Source organism: Pseudomonas sp. BGI-2, assembly GCF_004310295.1.
In the GTDB taxonomy this organism is placed as follows: Bacteria; Pseudomonadota; Gammaproteobacteria; order Pseudomonadales; family Pseudomonadaceae; genus Aquipseudomonas.
The window spans coordinates 41,838-60,039 of record NZ_SISB01000044.1 but is presented as its reverse complement, the minus strand read 5'-3'; the positions used below and the strand labels follow the sequence as shown (position 1 = coordinate 60,039).

The following is an 18,202-nucleotide window of genomic DNA, read 5'->3' as shown; positions in this document are numbered from 1 at the left end:
CAAAACCCCAGGCATGGCAGTCAAGGAGCTATGGGTCTATCTGTTGGCACACAATCTGATCCGAATGCTCATGGCACAATCAGCGCTATTAGCTGACTGTTTACCTCGCGAACTGAGCTTCAAACACAGCCTTCAGCTATGGCTGGCGCTGCGACAATATGGCAGCCCTGAAGACGAGAATGGCCTGTCGAATTTATTGATGTTGATTGCTCAGAGACGCGTCGGAAACCGGCACGGTCGTATCGAGCCGCGAGCCATAAAACGAAGACCTCAAGCCTACCCCTTGCTGACCAAACCACGTCGGTCAGCAAGGGCAGATGTCAGGAAAAACGGGCACGCAAAACATGTTAAGTAAGTGCCATTCAAATCCGTCCCCTTTTTAAGAGTTAAATTGGCGCCCCAAAAGAAGGGGATAAGTGGTCATGGCAGTATTCGGAAGATCGTTGGGGGGAGCAAGAAGTTCTCTTGAAAGGACCCCGCAGCGGGGATATCGAGGTGTTTAAACCATGAATATATTAGATTTGTTACAGCAGAATTTTCATCTCGCAGACGGCGGGATAAAATCGGCCCAACTATTAAAAAAATCAACTGAAGAAAGTTTCATTTTTAAAAACGATTACATTATAAAAAAAACTAGCGATGCGTATAAAAAAGAACTCACCACTCAAAAAGCAATTGCAAACACAACTTCATCGTTAATGCCAGGATTTGAAGAGCTTATAAATGCGCTTTCAAGTATGGCGCCTGAGGCAATACTATCAATGCGTTTCATTGACAGTACCAGTTGGGACGGTCGCATTTTTTATGATGAAAAAAATACATTTATTGGCGCAATAATTGGAAAAAAGAAAAATAAAAATTGGGAGACGCCCCCGAACTGGGACGGTTCAGAGGAAATGCTACGAACCTACAACGCCCAAAAAGACAACTAAAAACCCTAATGAAACGGGACACCCATTAGCCGGTCTCCAGTCAAGGCTAAAGGGTTTCTTCTTTCGTTTAAAGGCATGTCGAATTTGGATAGAGCGAAAGAAGGCGGCGCATCATTACATAATGAAGGATGCGGTTCCTCAACAGCTTCAGTTGCACTACTTAAGACAAAATGGTAAGGGACCGCTTTTTGAGCTAAGTCGTAAACTCACCTTCCGACCTTAAATGGCAAGGGCCGAGAAGCAGTACACTCCTACGGACATAGACCACTACAAACTGTGTCTCGATAGAAACGAGACGCTTGAAAAGTGCACCATGGCGTCGCAGCAATAACTCGTAGCTGTATAAACGCCTTTGATGGTCTGCTTCTGGCCCAGAGCGTGTAAAAACGTCAGATTGGGGTTTCTACATCGGCACCTGGAAACCGCGCTCAGGTTCCGCAAACCGATCAAGGCCATGATGTTTTCGGGAACCGTTAAACCCGTTCAGCTGCCTTTTAAGGCTCTTTGGATGGGATAAAAAGACCGGGTTTTACGCCGTTAACGCTTTCATCAAGCCAGTGGTGCCGATTATTTTCATGACCCGCTTCAGATTGTAGGCGAGCACATTCAGGCTCATCTCGGCACTCACCCCATTGAGCTTTCGCGTCAGAAAATGCGTCGCCCCCATCCATTGCTTGAGCGTCCCGAAGGGATGCTCAACAGTTCGTTTTCGGACTCGCATCATCTCTGGTGCTTTGCTCAGCCGAAGCTGCATTTCCTCCAATACGGCTTCATGCTCCCAGTGTCGAACTCGTCGTTCCGTGCTCGGTGTGCACTGCAATTTCAACGCGCAGCCCTGGCATTTCGAACTCCAGTAACGGTGCAACTTCAGGCCTTTTTCAACGTAGGAATAGTGCCAGATCAGCGCCTCTCCAGCCGGGCAAATGTATTCGTTTTTTGCCGCATCATAGATGAAAGCATCGTTATTGAAACGCCCGTCAGCCTTGGCTCCCGAGGTCATCGGCTTGGGCACATAGGCGGTGATGCCGGCATCGTGACAAGCCAGGATTTGTTCGCTTTTGAAGTAACCTCGGTCAGCCACTACCGACAACGAATCTGACGCCATCGCCTCGCGGGCCTGCTTGGCCATCGAGCTGAGTTGATCGCGGTCGGAACCGACGTAATACTGGGTATTTGCCTCACCGGTGGTGCGGGAATCGCTGTGCGGGTGGGCACCAAAGCCCTGTCTACCGTCAAGTCTGGTACAGCCATCAAGTACCTCGAAGAACTGGCCGCGAAACTGATGACGTTGAGCGGCAAACACAGCCTGCCGGCACACGCTGAAGTGTCGAAACCGTTGATTGCCAGTGCCAAGAATGTGCCAATGAAGCCGACCAAAACAGCGGCGATTAAAATCGACGAGGCTGCCGCCAACGGGTCTAAAAGTCAGGTTCCGAAAACAACGGATACGCCGAAGAAGGAAGTGAAAGATGCTTCTTCGTTTCCGCGTGGCAAGAAAGAAAAACAGACCACCCTCACCCCCAAGGAAAAGGTCGACGACGTTTCGACGCAGTCGAAGACACCCGACGATAAAAGCGCCACCTGCGCCAAGAAAACCTGCACCAATGGTTGCCCCGTATCGATGGTCACGGGCGAAGAGCTGCTGACCCTGACCGATGGCGAGCTCGGTGGTTTGTTGCCCTTCAGCTGGACGCGCCTCTATCGCACCAGCGCCGCAGAAATCGATTGCGGCCTCGGCTACGGCTGGAGCCATGCTTTGGCCCAACGCGTCGACATCCACGAAGACGAAGTCATCTGGACCGACCACGAGAACCGTGTCACCACGTTCCCGCTGCCAAGCGTGCAGCGTCCGGCGATCACCAACAGCCTCTCGGAAGCGGCTATTTTCATCGGTGACGACCCTTCCGAGCTGGTGCTCACGCAGGCCGGTGAACGCAAACAGTTCTACCACTTCCGCTACAACAGCAAGGGCGCTACGCTGATCGCCATCAGCGACGATTACGGCAATCGCCTGCACATTACCCGTGACATCCACGGGCGAATCAAGCGTGTCGATAACGGTGCCGGTCGCGCCCTCCTCGTGCGCTATGACCGCAAGCACATCGTCGCCATCGACTATCAGCAGTTCAGCCCGGCGGACAATCTGGAAGATGCCTGGAGCACCGTTCAGACCCTGGTCACCTATGGCTATGACGCCCAGAACCGCCTGATCGAAGCCCGAAACGCAGCGGGCGAGTCAGAACGCTACGCCTACAACGATCAAAACGTCATTCTTGAGCGCCAACTGGCTGGTGGCGCGAGCTTCTACTGGGAGTGGGAAAAGGAAGGCAAGTCGGCACGCTGCATCCATCACTGGGCGAGCTTCTCGCAGATGGACGCGCACTACGTCTGGGATGATAAGGGCAGCGTCACGGTTACCAACGCCGACGGCAGCGAAGAAATCTACACCCACGACGATCAGGCCCGACTGGTCGCCAAGGTTGACCCGGATGGTGCCGAACACCTCAAGGCCTACGATGACAAGGGCTGGTTGATTGCCGAAAAAGACCTGCTCGGCGCAGTCACCGAGTACCAGTACAACGAAGCTGGCCGACTGGTCGCAGTGATTCCACCGGAAGACGCCCCCACCACTTACGAGTACTACCACGGGTTTGTCCGTGTAGTGAACCGTGGTCCGGCAACCTGGACCTATTGGCGTAATGATCAGGGCGACATCACCGAACAGATCGACCCGGACGGCAACTCGACCCACTACAGCTACAACCGCCAGGGTCGTCTGTTGGAGATCCGGCATCCTGATGGCAGCCGCCATCAATTGGGCTGGAACAACCTCGGTCAACTGCTCGAAGAACAGCTGCCCGACGGCGGCCAGCGAAAGTATCGCTACGACGCGCTGGGCCGACAGATCACGCGGCAGGATGAAAGCGGCGCGATCACCCACTATCAATGGGACGCGGCGAACCGCCTCGCACAAATCACCCTGCCCGGCGGTGCAACCCGTGCGTTCACCTATAACGCTTACGGCAAAGTCACCACCGAGCGCGATGAACTGGGCCGCGTCACCCGCTACGAATATGCGGATAACCTGCATCTGGTCAGCCGCCGCATCAACCCGGACGGCAGCCAACTGCGTTACCGCTACGACAACTCGCGCCTGTTGCTCAGCGAGATCGAGAACGAACGTGGCGAGCACTACCACCTCGATTACTACCCTAACGGTCTGATCCAGCAGGAAACCGGCTTCGACGGTCGCCGCACCGCCTACGAATACGATCTCAACGGCCAATTGCTGAAGAAAACCGAATTTGGCGACGACGGCAGCGAACTGGTTACCGAGTACCAGCGCGACGCCGCTGGCCGCTTACTGGTAAAAACCCTGGCAGATGGCGAAGAAATTCACTACAGCTACGACGCACTGGGTCGCCTGGTAAATGTCGACGACGGCCACTGGCCTCTCGCCTACGAATACGATCTGCAAGACCGCCTGATCACCGAACACCAGGGTTGGGGCACCACGCGTTACGAGTACGACAAACTCGGCCAACTGAGCCATTGCCGCCTCCCCGACGGCAGCAAACTCGACTACCGCCATCAATCCGGCGGTCGCCTGAGCAGCATCGACCTCAACGGCTCGCGCCTGACCACTCACCAGTTCAGCGCCGGCCGCGAGCATCAACGTCAACAAGGCCTGCTGCTCAGCCAGTACCAGTACGACGAACAAGGCCGACTGCAAGCCCACACGGTGGGTCAGCAAGATCGCAACCTGTTCCAGCGGCGCTACGCCTACGACGCCAATGGCAACCTTGCGGGCATCGACGACAGCCGCAAAGGCAATCGCAGCTACCACTACGATCCGCTCGACCGACTGATCAACGTCCGTGGCAGCACCCCGGAAAGCTTTGCCCACGACCCGGCGGGCAACCTCCTGGGCCAGGGCGACCAGCCAACCGCTAACCTAGCCAACGTCAAAGGCAATCGCCTGCTCATGCAAGGCGACCGCCACTACGACTACGACGCCTACGGCAACCTGGCGCGCGAACGTCGAGGCACCGGCCAGAAACTCGTCACCGAATACCGTTACGACTGCCAACACCGCCTGATCGGCGTCAGCCTCCCCGGCGGCAGTAATGCAACCTACAAATACGACGCCTTTGGCCGCCGCATCGCCAAAACCATCGATGGCCACACCACGCAGTTCCTGTGGCAAGGCGAACGCCTCATCGCCGAAAGCGCCGACAACCGCTATCGCAGCTACATCTACGAACCGGGCACTTTCCGCCCATTGGCCATGCTTGATGGCGAAGGCCCGCTCAAAGCCGAACCGTTCTACTACCAACTCGACCACCTCGGCACCCCGCAGGAACTCACCGACTACAGCGGCCAGATCATGTGATCGGCGAAATACCGCGCCTACGGCAACCTCGCCACCCTCGACATTGCCGAAATCGACAACCCGCTGCGCTTCCAGGGTCAGTACTTCGATGGGGAAACGGGCTTACATTACAACCGGCATCGCTACTACAATCCGGGCACTGGACGGTATCTGACGCCGGATCCGATCAAGCTTGCGGGTGGGTTGAACAACTACCAGTACGTGCCTAACCCTACGGGGTGGGTGGATCCGTTGGGGTTGGATAATTGTCCGGGAGCCGATAGTTGCAAGCCTGATCTTGGGGGTGAAAACTCAACAAAGAAAGCGGCTGTCGACGAAGGCCAACCTGATGCTCCTGAAGCAGATAGGAAAGCCCATCAATTTAACTCTTTTCACAATTATAAAGTCCCTGAAAACCTATATTTAAAGAGTGACAAGGTACAGTTCAACAGGGCTAACAAAGATCTCATCAAAAAACTGAACGACGATCCAGCATTTCGGAAAAATATGTATCGCCGAAACCCTGATCTAAAGACTTGGGTAGAAGACCCAAAGCGCAACATGGGTTCCAGTCCAACGGGCTATACTTGGCACCACAACGAAAAACCTGGATTATTGCAACTTGTCCACAGAGCAGACCATGCTGGCGAACACTCTGTATACCACCCCACAGGAAAAGGTGGACGGGACATCTGGGGTGGTGGTAAAGAAGGCCGCGAAGGTAAAATTAAAACGGAATAATTGGAGTTTGAACCATGCAACACAATCAAACCATAAAACTATCCGAGCTAATTGACTTTTTAAAAACACAGAAAAAAACCCTTACCTATTGCGTTTATGGAAGAGGGTCCTCGGACCAGGCAACGCTGGAAACCGAATGCTCAATTGATGAGTACTCAGAGATCACCGATGACGACGAAGAAATATTCCCAGAGAGCATCACTCAAAAAAATCTAGAATTTTGGTTTACCGATGAGCTTTTAGAGGACGTGACGTTCAACGCACTTAAGCAAAAAGCATCAGTAACAAACGAAGAAATATTAAGAGCAATAAAACATTACAACGAATACGACAGCTTCATGAAACTATAAAAAATCGGACAAAAAAATAGACGGTTTTATGTTCATTACAGAAAATAAATCCGTCCCTTATGACCAATTTTAGGACTGGGGGGGACTCCAATAAAAACTAAATTTCAGATCGCGCTGGAAAACAACGAGCCGGCAGAGTTCTTCAAAGGTCAAGGGCAATATTTTTCCCGAGATCTTGACTGGGGAGACCACCTCTACATCAACAACTGGCAGGGGCTCTGCGGGCACCTTAAACTGAAAGACAACCCAAATGAAATACTGCTTGAAGTATTCAGTAAATACTTAATATCGCTGAAAAATACCTATGAAGATGCGGACTCGTTACTACTAAACATCAGTTGCTACTACTCAATGCGAAAAGACACACCTTTCATGTCCGCCGATGGTTTTGATTTGGTATCAAACCTTAACGAACCAAACAAAAAAATAATCGGAGATCTATTTAAAATATTTCGTAGTGAGTACGCCAAAAAAAACGCCGGCAAACCCGTGATAAGTCTCGATCAATTCCTGTCTGAAATCAAAACAAATGGCTGTAAAGTTGACTTAGAAAAACTGTAGAACGTAAAGCAGCGAGGGAAATTGGAGGCCATCTGCTATTTTTTTGGAGACAACCAAACGCGAACCAAAAGAAATAGCTTTAATTGGATCAGAGAGTATCACCCATGACAGGCGGGTGGGGACGTTGTTGAAAAACTTAGACGGGCGGAAAATAAACCCAATGAAAACCACGTTCGAAACTGCCTTAGATCAACATGAAATTTCCGATTTTTTCAAAGGAAATGGTATCTACTTTGCTAGAGGATCCGACTGGGGCGATCATCTATATGTAGGCAACTGGGCAGGAATGTGCAGCGTACTTAAAACCCAGAAAGCTGCGCAGGGCTTATTGACGACTATATTTGAAGAGTACGCGAGACACCTCAATGAAAACTACGAAGACGCTGAAGGTCTACTTTCCAACATAACAGCATATTACATAACAAGACAAAAATACCCATTTCTATCCGCCGACAACTACGACCTAATCAAGAGTCTCGACAACAAAAGCAAAGAAAATATTGGCCGCCTATTTAGACTCTTAAGAAAAGAACACGATAAAAAAACTAAAGACTTACAGATGCTTTCATTCGAACAACGACTTCAAAAACTAAAAAACAAAGACTGCACCATTGATCTTGAAAATCTTTAAATGACAGAAAGCCGCTCCCTTTTTTTTAAAATCAGCCCCCTCTTTAACCGAAGCCAATTTTTATGAGTGGGAACATCTTCAATGATCAGCAATTTTGAGAAAGCGCTAAACAGAGTCGAATTCCCAGACTACTTCAGAGTATCCGGCATCTATTTCACAAGAGGTCCTGACTGGGGCAATCAACTACACATCATCAACTGGCAAGGGCTTTGCGGCTTTCTCGAGACACAAAAAGATCCCGTACAAATTCTAAAAGGCGCGTTCGAAAAATACGTAATTACCGTAAAAAACAGTCTAGAGGACGCAAACGACCTTCTCGAAAATATAGGCTGCTATTACTATATGCGAAAAAAGGACCTAGCCTTATCTGCAAATGGGTATGACCTAATTCTGGATATGTCTAGCAATGAAAAGCGGACAATATCTAAATGCATGGAATTTCTGCATCAAGAAAGAAATAAAACGACGAATGCGCAGGACATTGAGCTTTACAGCTGGAGACTATCAAAGCTTATTAATGATGGCGGCCCTAGCGATATCGCGAACCTTTAGAGAAAAAATGAAATTCTATGACACGCTAACAAGCATTACCGAGCGCTTCTCTATTGGTATAGAACTGGAAACTGGAAAGCCCTATGTCTCGATACCCGTCAGCAGTCGCCTGGTGGATTACGAAGAGTACTATCGAATAGATAGAGTTGCTTATGATCTCTACATGTCTGATCCAACTGCAGCTTTAGAATTTGTTAAGCTCTGCAGGAACCGGAAAGTCGATTACCTGCTCATCTTTGCGCCCGGCACAGATCGCGGAGAGGCTAAATAAGCTCTGAAAAACTCAAAAAAGAAAAAATCCATAATCAGGGTCTCAAATGGTTCACACATGACAGGAGTCTACCGATGCCTTTTGCCGATCTGCAAAATGCGATTAAGCGTGCCGGGTTCTCCGTCATCGAATTCTCGGACCAGCGCGCATTTTTCGGCTGTTGGTCGCTGAATGTCGAAAGTCAAGGAACTACCTACCTGATCGTCAATGAAGGACGCGAAGGTTGGATGATGTTTTATCGAGCGAGTGCAGTCGATGCATTTACGGAGCTGGATAAGAAAGAATCGGCCTGGATGGACGATGCCGATAAGGTAGCCCAATGTCTGACTTGGCTCTCTGACTGTCTGTGCCCCACAAAACGACAAAATTCCGAAAAGCAGAAAAAGCAGGAAAAGTGAGACAGTCGCCACTTGCAGAACGTCTACCTATCAATCAATCAAACAAGCAGGATCTCTCGTGAATAAACACCAGATCGGTCTTTCAAACGGGTGGGTTGCAGAATTCGAAAATCAAGGCGAATTTCGCATGTCAGCTGAAGGCTGGAATTTGGTTTTGCAAGGACCGGATCAGCGAAGCATCCAGTACTTCAGAGACAAGATCATTGTTGTGAACGACGACGATGGTGCTCAGGCAAAATCATGTATCCGGCTCTCAAACGATGGCGTTTACGGCTATTTGAGCACTGGGCTGGATCAAGGCTGGGTAATTGATTTTGCGCGAGGCATGATCGCTCCGCACAGGGTTAGCATCTCCCACAGCCATGACGGATACGATGAAAGCATCTCGATGTACGAACAACCTGCCTTCAAACGTGCACGCGAATATATAAGTGTTAAAGGCAAGTACATTTATCTGACTTTCCCCCTCACTAAAGATGAAGATTTCCCAAAGGTATGGGAGGAATATCTGCGGATTCGGAGACGGCAACTGGATGAGCTTTACTTCAGGAATTGATCCTGGAGTACTGGCTCGGCTCGATCCTATCGACCCGTGCTTCGGAAATCCCCAATGCTCTATCGGCTTCCAAAAAAACGGGCATTTTAAGATCACCCGTTTCTTCATACATTCGCGACCAACAAACCTTCCTCAACCTCATACTTAACAACCACCCGATTCTTATAAAGCCGCTCACTCACCAACACCTCACTCCCCTGCCCCTTACTCCTCACCTCCCGCCATATCTCATTCTCCCGAAACACCCGCCCGCCCTCGCGCGAAAACCGATGCCCAACCTGATAAACGTGATACCGAAACTCCCGCACCCGATCACACAGCAACTCCCCCTCCAACTGCTGATCCCCAACATTCAATTTCAACTGAAAATGCCGGTCCGTCGGGTTATGCAGCACCAAATCAATATAGTTATTAAAAATGGCCGCCCCGGAGCCGAACGGCAACACCCGCCCTTCATCAGGAAACGGATCAAAGCTGTGGTTCGACCGTTCAACCACCTCCAGCGGTGAGTGAATGGCCATCCAGTGAATGAGGTTACTCAGTTGGCAGATTCCACCGCCGATGCCGCTGCGTGCTTCTCCAAATGACAGCTCCATGCCTTCGACATAACCGAGTTTGCGGGTCGGTCGGCCCACCAGGCGGCAGAAGGAAAAGTATTCGCCGGGCGCGATGACTATGCCGTTTATCGATGACACGGCCCGTTTGAGGTTGATGACTTTGTTGTGTTGCAGCGCAAGGTCGGAGTTGCCGAGTTTACGAATCAGCTTGGAGGTGTGTTTGAGGTAGCGAAAGGGCAAGCGGGATTCGGCGTTGATCGAAACGGCGTATTGCCGGCTGGAGAAGCGCCAGGCTATTTGCCGAAACAGTCTTTTTTGCCACACGCGCAGCCAGTAGAGGGCCGGGTGATAAAGGGAGAGTGGTTTCATCCGTGTCAGAACGGCGGCGGCCGTTTTCATCCTTGATGTGTAAAGTGCCGCGCATCTTAACGTATTGCCGCAGGTGCGTATTGCCCCGAGGAGGTGTTCGCCCAGTGTAATGGCCTCGGCAATCCCTGCACTGGTAAAGAGCCCTGCCACTGGGCGAACGGGAAGTATTTTAATTGAAGTCGGGGAAGTTGTCCGTATACATAATCATGAAATTTATCGATACCACATGAATTAAATGTCATTTCAAATATGATTTGTACGACAACAAAAAACTCACCAGTTATACCGTTAAAACTGATTGTTCTTATACAAAAAAGTTGTACAAGAACAATCAATATATAGAGCTAATACTCAGCTTTCGTGTTTGCTGGTCACTTTGAGGATGTCGGTGTAGGTCACTACGACACTCTGTCCAACTTTCAGGTCTTTCAGTTTTGCTTGAACTTCGGGCCTTACGACATCAATGGTCTTGGATTGGCCGGCAGGGTTTTCGAAGGTCACCTGGTTTTTCTTCAAATCGATTTTGGTGATTTTCAGCTGAACCTGCACCTGACGGTAGGCTTCGCCGCCAGGGTTGTCGCTGCCGGGAGCGGCACGGACTTCGCCAGCGCGCTCGACAGTGCCTGGCAGGCCTTTGTCGACATCCGTGTCGAGGTAGGCGGCGACGGCGCTGGTGACCTTGACGTCGACTTGATCGCCGACTTTCAGGTTGGCGAGGTTCTTGGCCTTGTCGGTCAGTTGCACATGAACCTGACGACCTTCCGGCCCTTCAAGGACGACCCGGTGATTCGCCGCATCGACCGAGACAACTTCGGTCGTGACCTGATCCGCTTCCACAACGGCAGACAACGGAATGTCCGCAGCCATGGCGCCAAGGCTGGTGGCAGATAGCAACGTAGCTAGGGTGATGGCTTTAGTCAGTGCGTGGAGTTTCATAAGCAATACTTTCCCTGTGATTTGGTGGCAGCAGACGGCTCTGGCCCGTGGGTCAGCGCCGACTGTGCAAATCAGCATAGACGCAGTTCAGGGAGTTTTTGCAGTTTCTTGCGCGGTGGATTCGCCGCTTTCCGTGCCCTTGCCGCTGTCCTTGCGCCGAGTCGGGTCTGTGGGACGCAGGGCATCGTTGTCGCGCTCGACTTCGCCGGGTGGTCGCGGTTCGTCGGGGTGTTTTGTGGTGTCGGGTGATGGGGATTTCATGATGGTTCTCCTCAGGCCTCGGGATCATTGACTTCCTGGGCGACGTTCACCGCGGGCGAGTCTTTGTGGGATAGCTCGGCCTTGGCCTTCAAGGCCTGCCATTGTTCCAGGTCGATGGCGCCCTGCCCCAGCAAGTCGTCGGCCACCCGCAGCAGTTCGCTGTAATGGGCGTCGGGGGATTGCTGCCAGTAGGCCTTGTCTTCGAACAGGCGCTGCCAGGCATCGAGGTCGGGTGGTTTTAGGTCTTCGCTCATGAGTGAGCTCCTGCGAGGCGTTCTTACGGTAGAGGCTTGGGCGGCGTTTGGAGTTCCGGGGGATTTGGCGGGGAGCAAGATCAAGAGCTCGCAGCCTCGTTTCACTCGACAGCTGCTACAGGGGTTAGTAGCCGGTCATTTCGAGGTAGCCCGTGCCGCCGTTGAATTGCACGGGGCCTTCCCAGTAAGGAATGCGCAAATCCATCCAGGCATTGGGGTTGAGCGCGGTGATGGAGATGTCGAGGTGCTTGGCGGGGATTTTGATCGACCAGCGCACCGGCATTTCACGCCCGGCGACTTTGGTGGTGTCTTGCGGTGTGAGGCTGATGTCGGTGGCGTGCAATAACTGGGTCTGGCCCTGGGCGTCGATCCAGGTGCCGGTGAGGTAAGGCGCGCCGTCCTTTTGCCGCATGCGGTAAAGCATGACCTGTTCGCCGCTGTCCAGGTGCAGCGAAAACCAGTCCCAGCCTGTTTGATTGACGGTCAGGGGCTGGCTGCTCCATTCCCGATCAAGCCACGCAGGACCACTAACCTGATAAGTCTTGCCATCGATTTCCAGCGCGCCACTGGCCTGGAAAAACGGTTGGCTGTAGTAATACGACGCCTGCCCTTGTTCGGATTTCTGACTGAAACCCTTGTCACCCTGAAGCACCAACGGACGGGTGGACGTCAGCCGCAATTGGTAACTGAAGCCCTTGTCCCGAGCGCTGAGTTGCAGATCCGCCAAGGCCTCGGAGCCCTGACTGCTGAAGCGCCAATCGTCGATCCAGGCATTGAAGGGCGCGAGACTCACACCCGCCTGACCCACGCCGCCACGGGCGTAGCGTTCGGCCGCGTGATGGGCCGTTGCCGATGTCACGGCTGCGTGCCCCAGCCAAATGGTCTGATTGCCCCAGCCCGGTTGCTCCGAAACAGCTTTCAAGGCACTGCGAAACAACGTCCATTGCACGCCAAACTCGCGGCCCTGATCGTCCTTGAGATTGGCCGTGACGTACCACCATTCGATGCGAAAACCGTCATGCGGCCCATGATCGACCGGGAAGCTGAAGACCCGACCGGGCACCACCGGGGTAAACGCGGCGGCCTCACCGCCGAGCCCGGCGAAGCCTTTATCGTCAGGCGCCGAGTTGTCGCAGCCGCTCAACAACGCCAAAAACAAGACAGCGACCTTAATCCTCATGCGCAAACGTCCTCAACAGGTCGGCCGGTTGCGTGCGATACAGCGAATACAGCGGCCACGCCGACGCCAGCAAGGTCGCGAGCAACGCCAGCCCCATCAACTGCAACAGCTGCAACGGAAACACCCGCAACGGCAATCGCCAGCCAAACGCTTGCACGTTGATCACCGTGTCCAGGCACCACGCCAACGCGATCCCCAGCGGTAAGGCCAGCACCAGCGTCAGCACCGCCAGCAACCAGGTTTGCCCAAGGTTGAGCAGCATCAATTGCCGTCGCGTCACGCCCAGCGCCCACAGCGGCGCGAGTTGTCCGAGGCGGCTCTGGCTCTGGGTCAGCAAGCTGATGAACAGCGCCACGCCGGCAACGGCCAGGGTCAGGCTGTTGAGCGCGGCGGTGGCGGCGAAGGTGCGTTCGAACACTTGCGTGGACCATCCCTTGAGCCGCGCCTGATCGACGATTCGGCTGTCGTCCAGGGTGAAGCGTGCTTGCAGCGTTTTCAGGAATGGCGGAATCAATGCCGGCTCGATGCGCAGGTTGAAACGATTGGGCGTGAGCTGCGGCCACCCGCGCAGCAGATGGTTGCCGTTTACCAGAATATGGCCCTTGGGATTGCCGTAGTCAGCGTAGATCCCGACGATCCGTGGCGACCACGGGCCGCCCGGCGTGGGGAGGGTCAAGTGATCGCCGAGCCGCACGTTCAAGCGCCGGGCCAGTTGTTCGCTGAGCATCAGCGCATCGTCCTTGGCCAAACGGTCCCAGGGGTTGTCGCCCAAGGCTTCCAGCAGCGGCCAATGTTGGCGATAGGTCGGGTGATCGATCACGCCGAAGACGTCCGCCGGCCAGCCCTGCAACTGGATCGACACTTGCCAGTTGGGCAGCACGGCCGTCAATGAAGGTTGCTGTTTGAGCCAGGTGTGCAGTTCTCGGGACTGGGCCGGGTTTTGCGGATTGACGTAGAGCTCGGCGGTCAGGCGTTGTTCGAGCCAGTCACTGAAGGTCTGGCGGAAACCGGCGGTCATGCTGCCGGCGCCGATGTTCGCCGCCAGTGCCAACAGCAGCGCCATCAGCGCCAGGCTGAGCGCCGGCAGTTGCTGACGGCAGTCGGCGAGAAACCATTGGCCAAGCACCGAATGACTGCGGCTCAACGCCAGGTTCAAGACGATATTCAGCACCACCGGCAAGGCCAGTGCGGCACCGATCAACAGCGCCGCCATCAGCACAAAACCACTGGCCAGGCTGTCCCCCCAGAACAAGGCGATGAGCGCAATGACAGCGGCCAGTGCCGCGACCCAACCCTGGCGTCGTAACCAGCGTGCGTGAGACTGATGCCAGGCTTGCGGATCGGCCAGCGCCAGCAAGGGCAAACGCGCCGCCCGCAACAAACTGCTGGCTCCGGCCAGCAGCGCGCCGAACAGACTCAGGCCCACGCCGCTGAACCACCACCACGGACTGAGGCTCAACTGCCCCGCCACTTCGGCGCCATACAAACCGCGCAGACTGGCGGCCACATCCGGCAACAGCACGCTGGCCAGCAGGTAGCCGCTGGCGACACCGGCAATGCCGCCGATCAGCGCCAGCGCACCGAGCTCAACCACCAGACAGGTAATCAGCATGCGTGCGCTGACCCCGCAAGCACGCAGGGTTCTGAGCAATCCCCGGCGTTGCTCCAGCGCCAACCCGATCGCGGCGTGAACGATGAACAAACCCACCACGAAGGACAGAAAGCCCAAGGCATCGAGGTTCAGATGAAAACTTTCAGTCAGCCGCGACAGATTGTTTTCTTCACCGCTGGTCTTGAGCTGCAACTGGCCTTTGTATTGATCGGGCAGTGCTGCGCTGAAATCCTTGGGCAACAGCAGGCGCGACAGTTGCTCCGGCAGACCAAGAATCTGCTGGGCGAAGCCGATGTCCACCAGCAACAGGCCGGGGGCCATGTCGGTTTGAACCTGCAGCGGCGGCAATGCCACGCCGCTTGCGCTCAGCGGCTGTTCACCTTCATGCAGACCCAATGTCTGCTGGGTCTGCGGCGAAATCCAGGTGCGGCCCGGCGGGGTGAAAAACTCGACAATCTGCTCGATTGCCAATGATCGCCCCGCCACCGCCGAACCGGCCGGCAGCGACACCGGCTCGATGCCCATCAGCTGCAAACGCTGGTCTTCATGGCCCTTGAGCGTCACCCGCCCTTGCAGCACAGGCGAGACCGGCCAGCCCGCGCGGCGCAGGTCAACAAACACTTGCTGGGAGAAGGTCGCGCCGCTCGGCGCGCTGAGGCTGGCCTGGGGTTCACCGCCGATCAACTGACTGGCTCGGGCATAGCTTTCCCGCGCCTGACTGTTCAGCGCTTCCACGCCGGTCAGCAAGCTGGTGGCGAGCCAGAGCCCGGTCAGCACACTGAAAAATTGCACCGGGTGCAGACGCCAATGGCTGAGCAGCGCCCGCAGCGTTTCGCGAAAGACTCGCACCTCAGCGCTCGCCCGCGCCAGCCAGACGGCCGCGGTGCAGCACTACTTTTTCCGCCAGGCGTGCTGCAACTCGATGGCTATGCGTGACCATCAACAAGCTGGTCGGGCTGTCGTCGAGCAATTCCAGCAGTAACTTCAATACCTCATCGCTGGTGGCTTCATCGAGGCTGCCGGTAGGCTCGTCGGCCAAGAGCAATTTCGGCTTCGACGCCAGGGCGCGGCCCAACGCGACTCGCTGCTGTTGCCCGCCGGAGAGCTGCTCCGGATAACGCCGCAGCAAATCACTCAACCCCAATCGCCGCACCAGATGCGCTTGCCAGCGCGGATCATGCCGCCCCGCCAGCCGCGCTTGAAACGCCAGATTGTCCTCCACACGCAAGCTGCCGATCAGGTTGAACTGCTGGAACACCAGGCCGATTTCGGTCCGGCGCCAGTTCGCCAGTTGCCCTTCGTTCATCTGCTCCAGTCGATGCTCGCCACTGCGGATGCTGCCCTGATCGACCTTGTCCAGCCCGGCGATCAAGTGCAGCAAGGTGCTTTTACCGCTGCCCGACTCGCCCATCAGCGCCAGGCTGCTGCCGGGTTTCAATGTCAGGTCGACACCTTGCAGCACCGGCAGTGGACCTTGCGGAGTGGCGTAGCTTTTGAAAACGCCTTGGACCTGAAGCATGGGCAAGCCTGTTTGATGAGCGTGGGGCAAGGATAGCGGCCTTGCATGGTTTTTGTCCGTTGCGGATTGCTGCCCTGATCGGCCGCCGCCCTAACCTCGAGACTGGTCTAACCATAACGATAAAAAACGGAGACGCCATGCCTCGTTTCACTTTAAGCCCTCGTGGCCTGCTGGCCTGCCTGATCACGGCTTGCCTGACGCAAGCGGTGTACGCCGCCGATGTACCGGCCGATGCCAGTTCGATCACCTCATCCAACAACGCCGCCGTGCTGCAGCACCTGCCTTTCAGTGACCGCACCGATTTTGAATCGGTCAGTCGCGGTTTGATCGCGCCGTTCAAGGGTCAGGTCAAGGACGCGGCCGACAAGGTCATCTGGGATATTGCGGCTTACGATTTCCTCGACAAGGATCAGGCGCCCTCTTCTGTCAACCCGAGCCTGTGGCGCCTGGCCCAGCTCAGCGCTCACGCCGGGTTGTTCGAAGTCAGCCCGAAAATCTATCAGGTGCGCGGCCTCGATGTGGCCAACATGACCATCATCGAAGGTGACGACGGGCTGATCATCATCGACCCGCTGACCATGGCCGAAACCGCCAAGGCCGCCCTGGCGCTGTATTACCAGAACCGCCCACAGAAACCGGTGGTGGCGGTGATCTACAGCCACACCCATGCCGACCATTTCGGTGGCGTGCGCGGGGTGATCGACGAGGCCGACGTCAAGGCCGGCAAGGTCAAGGTGTTCGCGCCGTCCGGTTTCATGGAACACGTGATGAGCGAGAACGTGTACGCCGGCAACGCCATGAGCCGCCGCGCGCAGTATCAGTTCGGCAGCCTGTTGCCTCGGGGTGAAAAAGGCCAGGTGGATTCGGGCATGGGCAAGAGCCTGCCCACCGGCGGCACCATCACCTTGATCGAGCCGACCGACCTGATCAGCAAGGAACTGGAAACCCGCAACATCGCCGGCATCGAGGTGGAATTCCAGCTCACGCCGGGCACCGAAGCGCCGTCGGAGATGAACCTCTACCTGCCGCAGTTGCGCGCCTTGTGCATGGCCGAAAACGCCACGCAAATGATGCACAACATCCTCACTCCGCGTGGTGCGCCCGTGCGCGATGCCAAGGCCTGGGCGCAATACCTGGACAGCAGCCTGGCGCGTTATGGCGACAAGAGTGACGTGTTGTTCGCTCAACACAACTGGCCGACCTGGGGCGGTGAGCGGATTCGCACGTTCCTCGCCGATCAGCGCGACATGTACGCGTTTCTCAACGACCGCACCTTGCACCTGTTGAACCAGGGCCTGACGCCGATGGAAATCGCCGAGAACATGCAGAAACTGCCCGGCGCTCTCGACCAGAAGTGGTACACCCGTGGTTACTACGGTTCGCTCAGCCACAACTCGCGGGCGGTGTATCAGCGTTACATGGGTTTCTACGACGGCAACCCGGCCAACCTCAATCCGTTGCCGCCCGTGGAGACCGCCAAGCGCTCCGTCGAGGCCATGGGTGGCGGCGCGGCGGTTGTCGAGAAGATGCGTGCGGCGATGGCCAAGGGTGACTATCGCTGGGCGGCGCAGTTGGGCAATCAGCTGATGTTCGCCGAACCCGACAACGTGCCGGGCCGCAGCGCCCAGGCGGATGCGCTGGAGCAGTTGGGTTATCAAAGCGAGAACGCAACTTGGCGCAACATGTACCTGACCGGGGCGATGGAATTGCGCAGCGGCGTGCCGCAGCATGCCGGCAGCTCGGTGTCTGTGGACATGGTGCGGGCGATGACGCCGGAGATGTTTTTCGATTACCTGGCGATTCGTCTCGACAGCGACAAGGCGGTGGGACATGACCTGACGTTGAACTGGACGTTTGAAGATCAGCACAAGGATTTCAACCTGACCTTGCGCAATGGGGTGCTGACTCACCGTACAGGGCTTAATCCGGCGGCGGATGCCAGTGTGAGTTTGAGCAAGGCGACGCTCGAACAGATCAGCCTCAAACAGCTGGATTTCCCGACGGCGATGCAGAAAGGGTTGATCAAGTTGCAAGGGAACGGGAAGAAGCTTGGGGAGTTGCTGACGAGCCTGGATAGCTTCAGTCCGCAGTTCAATATCGTGACGCCTTGAATGGGTGACGCGGGAACACCGCGTCGCGCCCTTCGCGAG

General features: G+C 55.1%; 15 protein-coding genes and 3 pseudogenes. 10 read left to right on the top strand and 8 right to left on the bottom strand.

The features are described from left to right. Both EYC95_RS24770 and EYC95_RS24760 read left to right on the top strand, forming a co-directional pair. Window positions 1-355 (top strand): annotated as a pseudogene (locus EYC95_RS24770) (IS4 family transposase); the annotation flags it as partial. Between the two features lie 151 nt (window positions 356-506). Next, window positions 507-932, top strand: coding sequence for a hypothetical protein (locus EYC95_RS24760; RefSeq protein WP_131062658.1), 426 nt, complete (start codon window positions 507-509; stop codon window positions 930-932). 529 nt (window positions 933-1,461) lie between these two features. Here the strand turns inward: EYC95_RS24760 and EYC95_RS24755 are convergent. Beyond that, a pseudogene (locus EYC95_RS24755) lies at window positions 1,462-2,088 on the bottom strand (transposase); the annotation flags it as partial. 378 nt (window positions 2,089-2,466) lie between these two features. Between EYC95_RS24755 and EYC95_RS24750 the strand changes: the two are divergent. The 7 genes and pseudogenes from EYC95_RS24750 to EYC95_RS24720 all read left to right on the top strand — a co-directional run. Continuing rightward, a pseudogene (locus EYC95_RS24750) lies at window positions 2,467-6,045 on the top strand (RHS repeat-associated core domain-containing protein); the annotation flags it as partial. Between the two features lie 14 nt (window positions 6,046-6,059). Beyond that, window positions 6,060-6,395 (top strand): hypothetical protein, encoded by a 336-nt coding sequence (locus tag EYC95_RS24745; protein ID WP_131062657.1) that lies wholly within the window; start codon window positions 6,060-6,062, stop codon window positions 6,393-6,395. A gap of 721 nt (window positions 6,396-7,116) precedes the next feature. Further along, window positions 7,117-7,587: a hypothetical protein gene (locus EYC95_RS24740; RefSeq protein WP_131062656.1), complete on the top strand. Its 471-nt coding sequence runs from the start codon at window positions 7,117-7,119 to the stop codon at window positions 7,585-7,587. A gap of 81 nt (window positions 7,588-7,668) precedes the next feature. Further along, complete coding sequence (locus tag EYC95_RS24735; protein WP_131062655.1) at window positions 7,669-8,139, top strand: hypothetical protein; 471 nt, start codon at window positions 7,669-7,671, stop codon at window positions 8,137-8,139. A 7-nt stretch (window positions 8,140-8,146) separates the two neighbouring features. Further along, the gene (locus tag EYC95_RS24730) at window positions 8,147-8,410 is read left to right on the top strand and encodes a hypothetical protein (RefSeq protein WP_131062654.1); all 264 of its coding nucleotides are present in this window, start codon (window positions 8,147-8,149) and stop codon (window positions 8,408-8,410) included. 74 nt (window positions 8,411-8,484) lie between these two features. After that, complete coding sequence (locus tag EYC95_RS24725; protein ID WP_178083853.1) at window positions 8,485-8,808, top strand: hypothetical protein; 324 nt, start codon at window positions 8,485-8,487, stop codon at window positions 8,806-8,808. Between the two features lie 58 nt (window positions 8,809-8,866). Continuing rightward, the gene (locus EYC95_RS24720) at window positions 8,867-9,364 is read left to right on the top strand and encodes a hypothetical protein (RefSeq protein WP_131062653.1); all 498 of its coding nucleotides are present in this window, start codon (window positions 8,867-8,869) and stop codon (window positions 9,362-9,364) included. A gap of 104 nt (window positions 9,365-9,468) precedes the next feature. Here the strand turns inward: EYC95_RS24720 and EYC95_RS24715 are convergent, their stop codons facing one another. From EYC95_RS24715 to EYC95_RS24690, 7 genes are all read right to left on the bottom strand, one after another. After that, window positions 9,469-10,290: a VanW family protein gene (locus EYC95_RS24715; RefSeq protein WP_131062652.1), complete on the bottom strand. Its 822-nt coding sequence runs from the start codon at window positions 10,288-10,290 to the stop codon at window positions 9,469-9,471. Window positions 10,291-10,641: 351 nt separating this feature from the next. Continuing rightward, a complete protein-coding gene (locus EYC95_RS24710) occupies window positions 10,642-11,226 on the bottom strand; it encodes a hypothetical protein (RefSeq protein ID WP_131062651.1) in 585 nt (194 codons plus the stop codon). Between the two features lie 87 nt (window positions 11,227-11,313). After that, window positions 11,314-11,487, bottom strand: a complete 174-nt coding sequence (locus EYC95_RS30240) for a hypothetical protein (RefSeq protein WP_165557502.1) — start codon at window positions 11,485-11,487, stop codon at window positions 11,314-11,316. A gap of 11 nt (window positions 11,488-11,498) precedes the next feature. Next, window positions 11,499-11,741, bottom strand: a complete 243-nt coding sequence (locus EYC95_RS24705; protein WP_131062650.1) for a hypothetical protein — start codon at window positions 11,739-11,741, stop codon at window positions 11,499-11,501. A 124-nt stretch (window positions 11,742-11,865) separates the two neighbouring features. Next, entirely contained in the window at window positions 11,866-12,921 is a 1,056-nt protein-coding gene (locus EYC95_RS24700; RefSeq protein WP_131062649.1) for a lipocalin-like domain-containing protein, read from the bottom strand. Then, complete coding sequence (locus EYC95_RS24695) at window positions 12,911-15,382, bottom strand: ABC transporter permease (protein ID WP_131062648.1); 2,472 nt, start codon at window positions 15,380-15,382, stop codon at window positions 12,911-12,913. The genes EYC95_RS24700 and EYC95_RS24695 overlap by 11 nt, the downstream gene beginning before the upstream one ends. 1 nt (window position 15,383) lies before the next feature. Next, entirely contained in the window at window positions 15,384-16,052 is a 669-nt protein-coding gene (locus EYC95_RS24690) for an ABC transporter ATP-binding protein (RefSeq protein ID WP_131062647.1), read from the bottom strand. Between the two features lie 137 nt (window positions 16,053-16,189). Between EYC95_RS24690 and EYC95_RS24685 the strand changes: the two genes are divergently transcribed. Next, window positions 16,190-18,163: an alkyl/aryl-sulfatase gene (locus tag EYC95_RS24685; protein ID WP_131062646.1), complete on the top strand. Its 1,974-nt coding sequence runs from the start codon at window positions 16,190-16,192 to the stop codon at window positions 18,161-18,163. Window positions 18,164-18,202: the final 39 nt, after the last annotated feature.

Bases quoted from the DNA above. Each gene is read 5' to 3' on its own strand.
- EYC95_RS24760 (WP_131062658.1), top strand. From the start codon at position 507: ATGAATATATTAGATTTGTTACAGCAGAATTTTCATCTCGCAGACGGC.
- EYC95_RS24745 (WP_131062657.1), top strand. From the start codon at position 6,060: ATGCAACACAATCAAACCATAAAACTATCCGAGCTAATTGACTTTTTA.
- EYC95_RS24740 (WP_131062656.1), top strand. From the start codon at position 7,117: ATGAAAACCACGTTCGAAACTGCCTTAGATCAACATGAAATTTCCGAT.
- EYC95_RS24735 (WP_131062655.1), top strand. From the start codon at position 7,669: ATGATCAGCAATTTTGAGAAAGCGCTAAACAGAGTCGAATTCCCAGAC.
- EYC95_RS24730 (WP_131062654.1), top strand. From the start codon at position 8,147: ATGAAATTCTATGACACGCTAACAAGCATTACCGAGCGCTTCTCTATT.
- EYC95_RS24725 (WP_178083853.1), top strand. From the start codon at position 8,485: ATGCCTTTTGCCGATCTGCAAAATGCGATTAAGCGTGCCGGGTTCTCC.
- EYC95_RS24715 (WP_131062652.1), bottom strand. From the start codon at position 10,290: ATGAAACCACTCTCCCTTTATCACCCGGCCCTCTACTGGCTGCGCGTG.
- EYC95_RS24710 (WP_131062651.1), bottom strand. From the start codon at position 11,226: ATGAAACTCCACGCACTGACTAAAGCCATCACCCTAGCTACGTTGCTA.
- EYC95_RS30240 (WP_165557502.1), bottom strand. From the start codon at position 11,487: ATGAAATCCCCATCACCCGACACCACAAAACACCCCGACGAACCGCGA.
- EYC95_RS24705 (WP_131062650.1), bottom strand. From the start codon at position 11,741: ATGAGCGAAGACCTAAAACCACCCGACCTCGATGCCTGGCAGCGCCTG.
- EYC95_RS24700 (WP_131062649.1), bottom strand. From the start codon at position 12,921: ATGAGGATTAAGGTCGCTGTCTTGTTTTTGGCGTTGTTGAGCGGCTGC.
- EYC95_RS24690 (WP_131062647.1), bottom strand. From the start codon at position 16,052: ATGCTTCAGGTCCAAGGCGTTTTCAAAAGCTACGCCACTCCGCAAGGT.
- EYC95_RS24685 (WP_131062646.1), top strand. From the start codon at position 16,190: ATGCCTCGTTTCACTTTAAGCCCTCGTGGCCTGCTGGCCTGCCTGATC.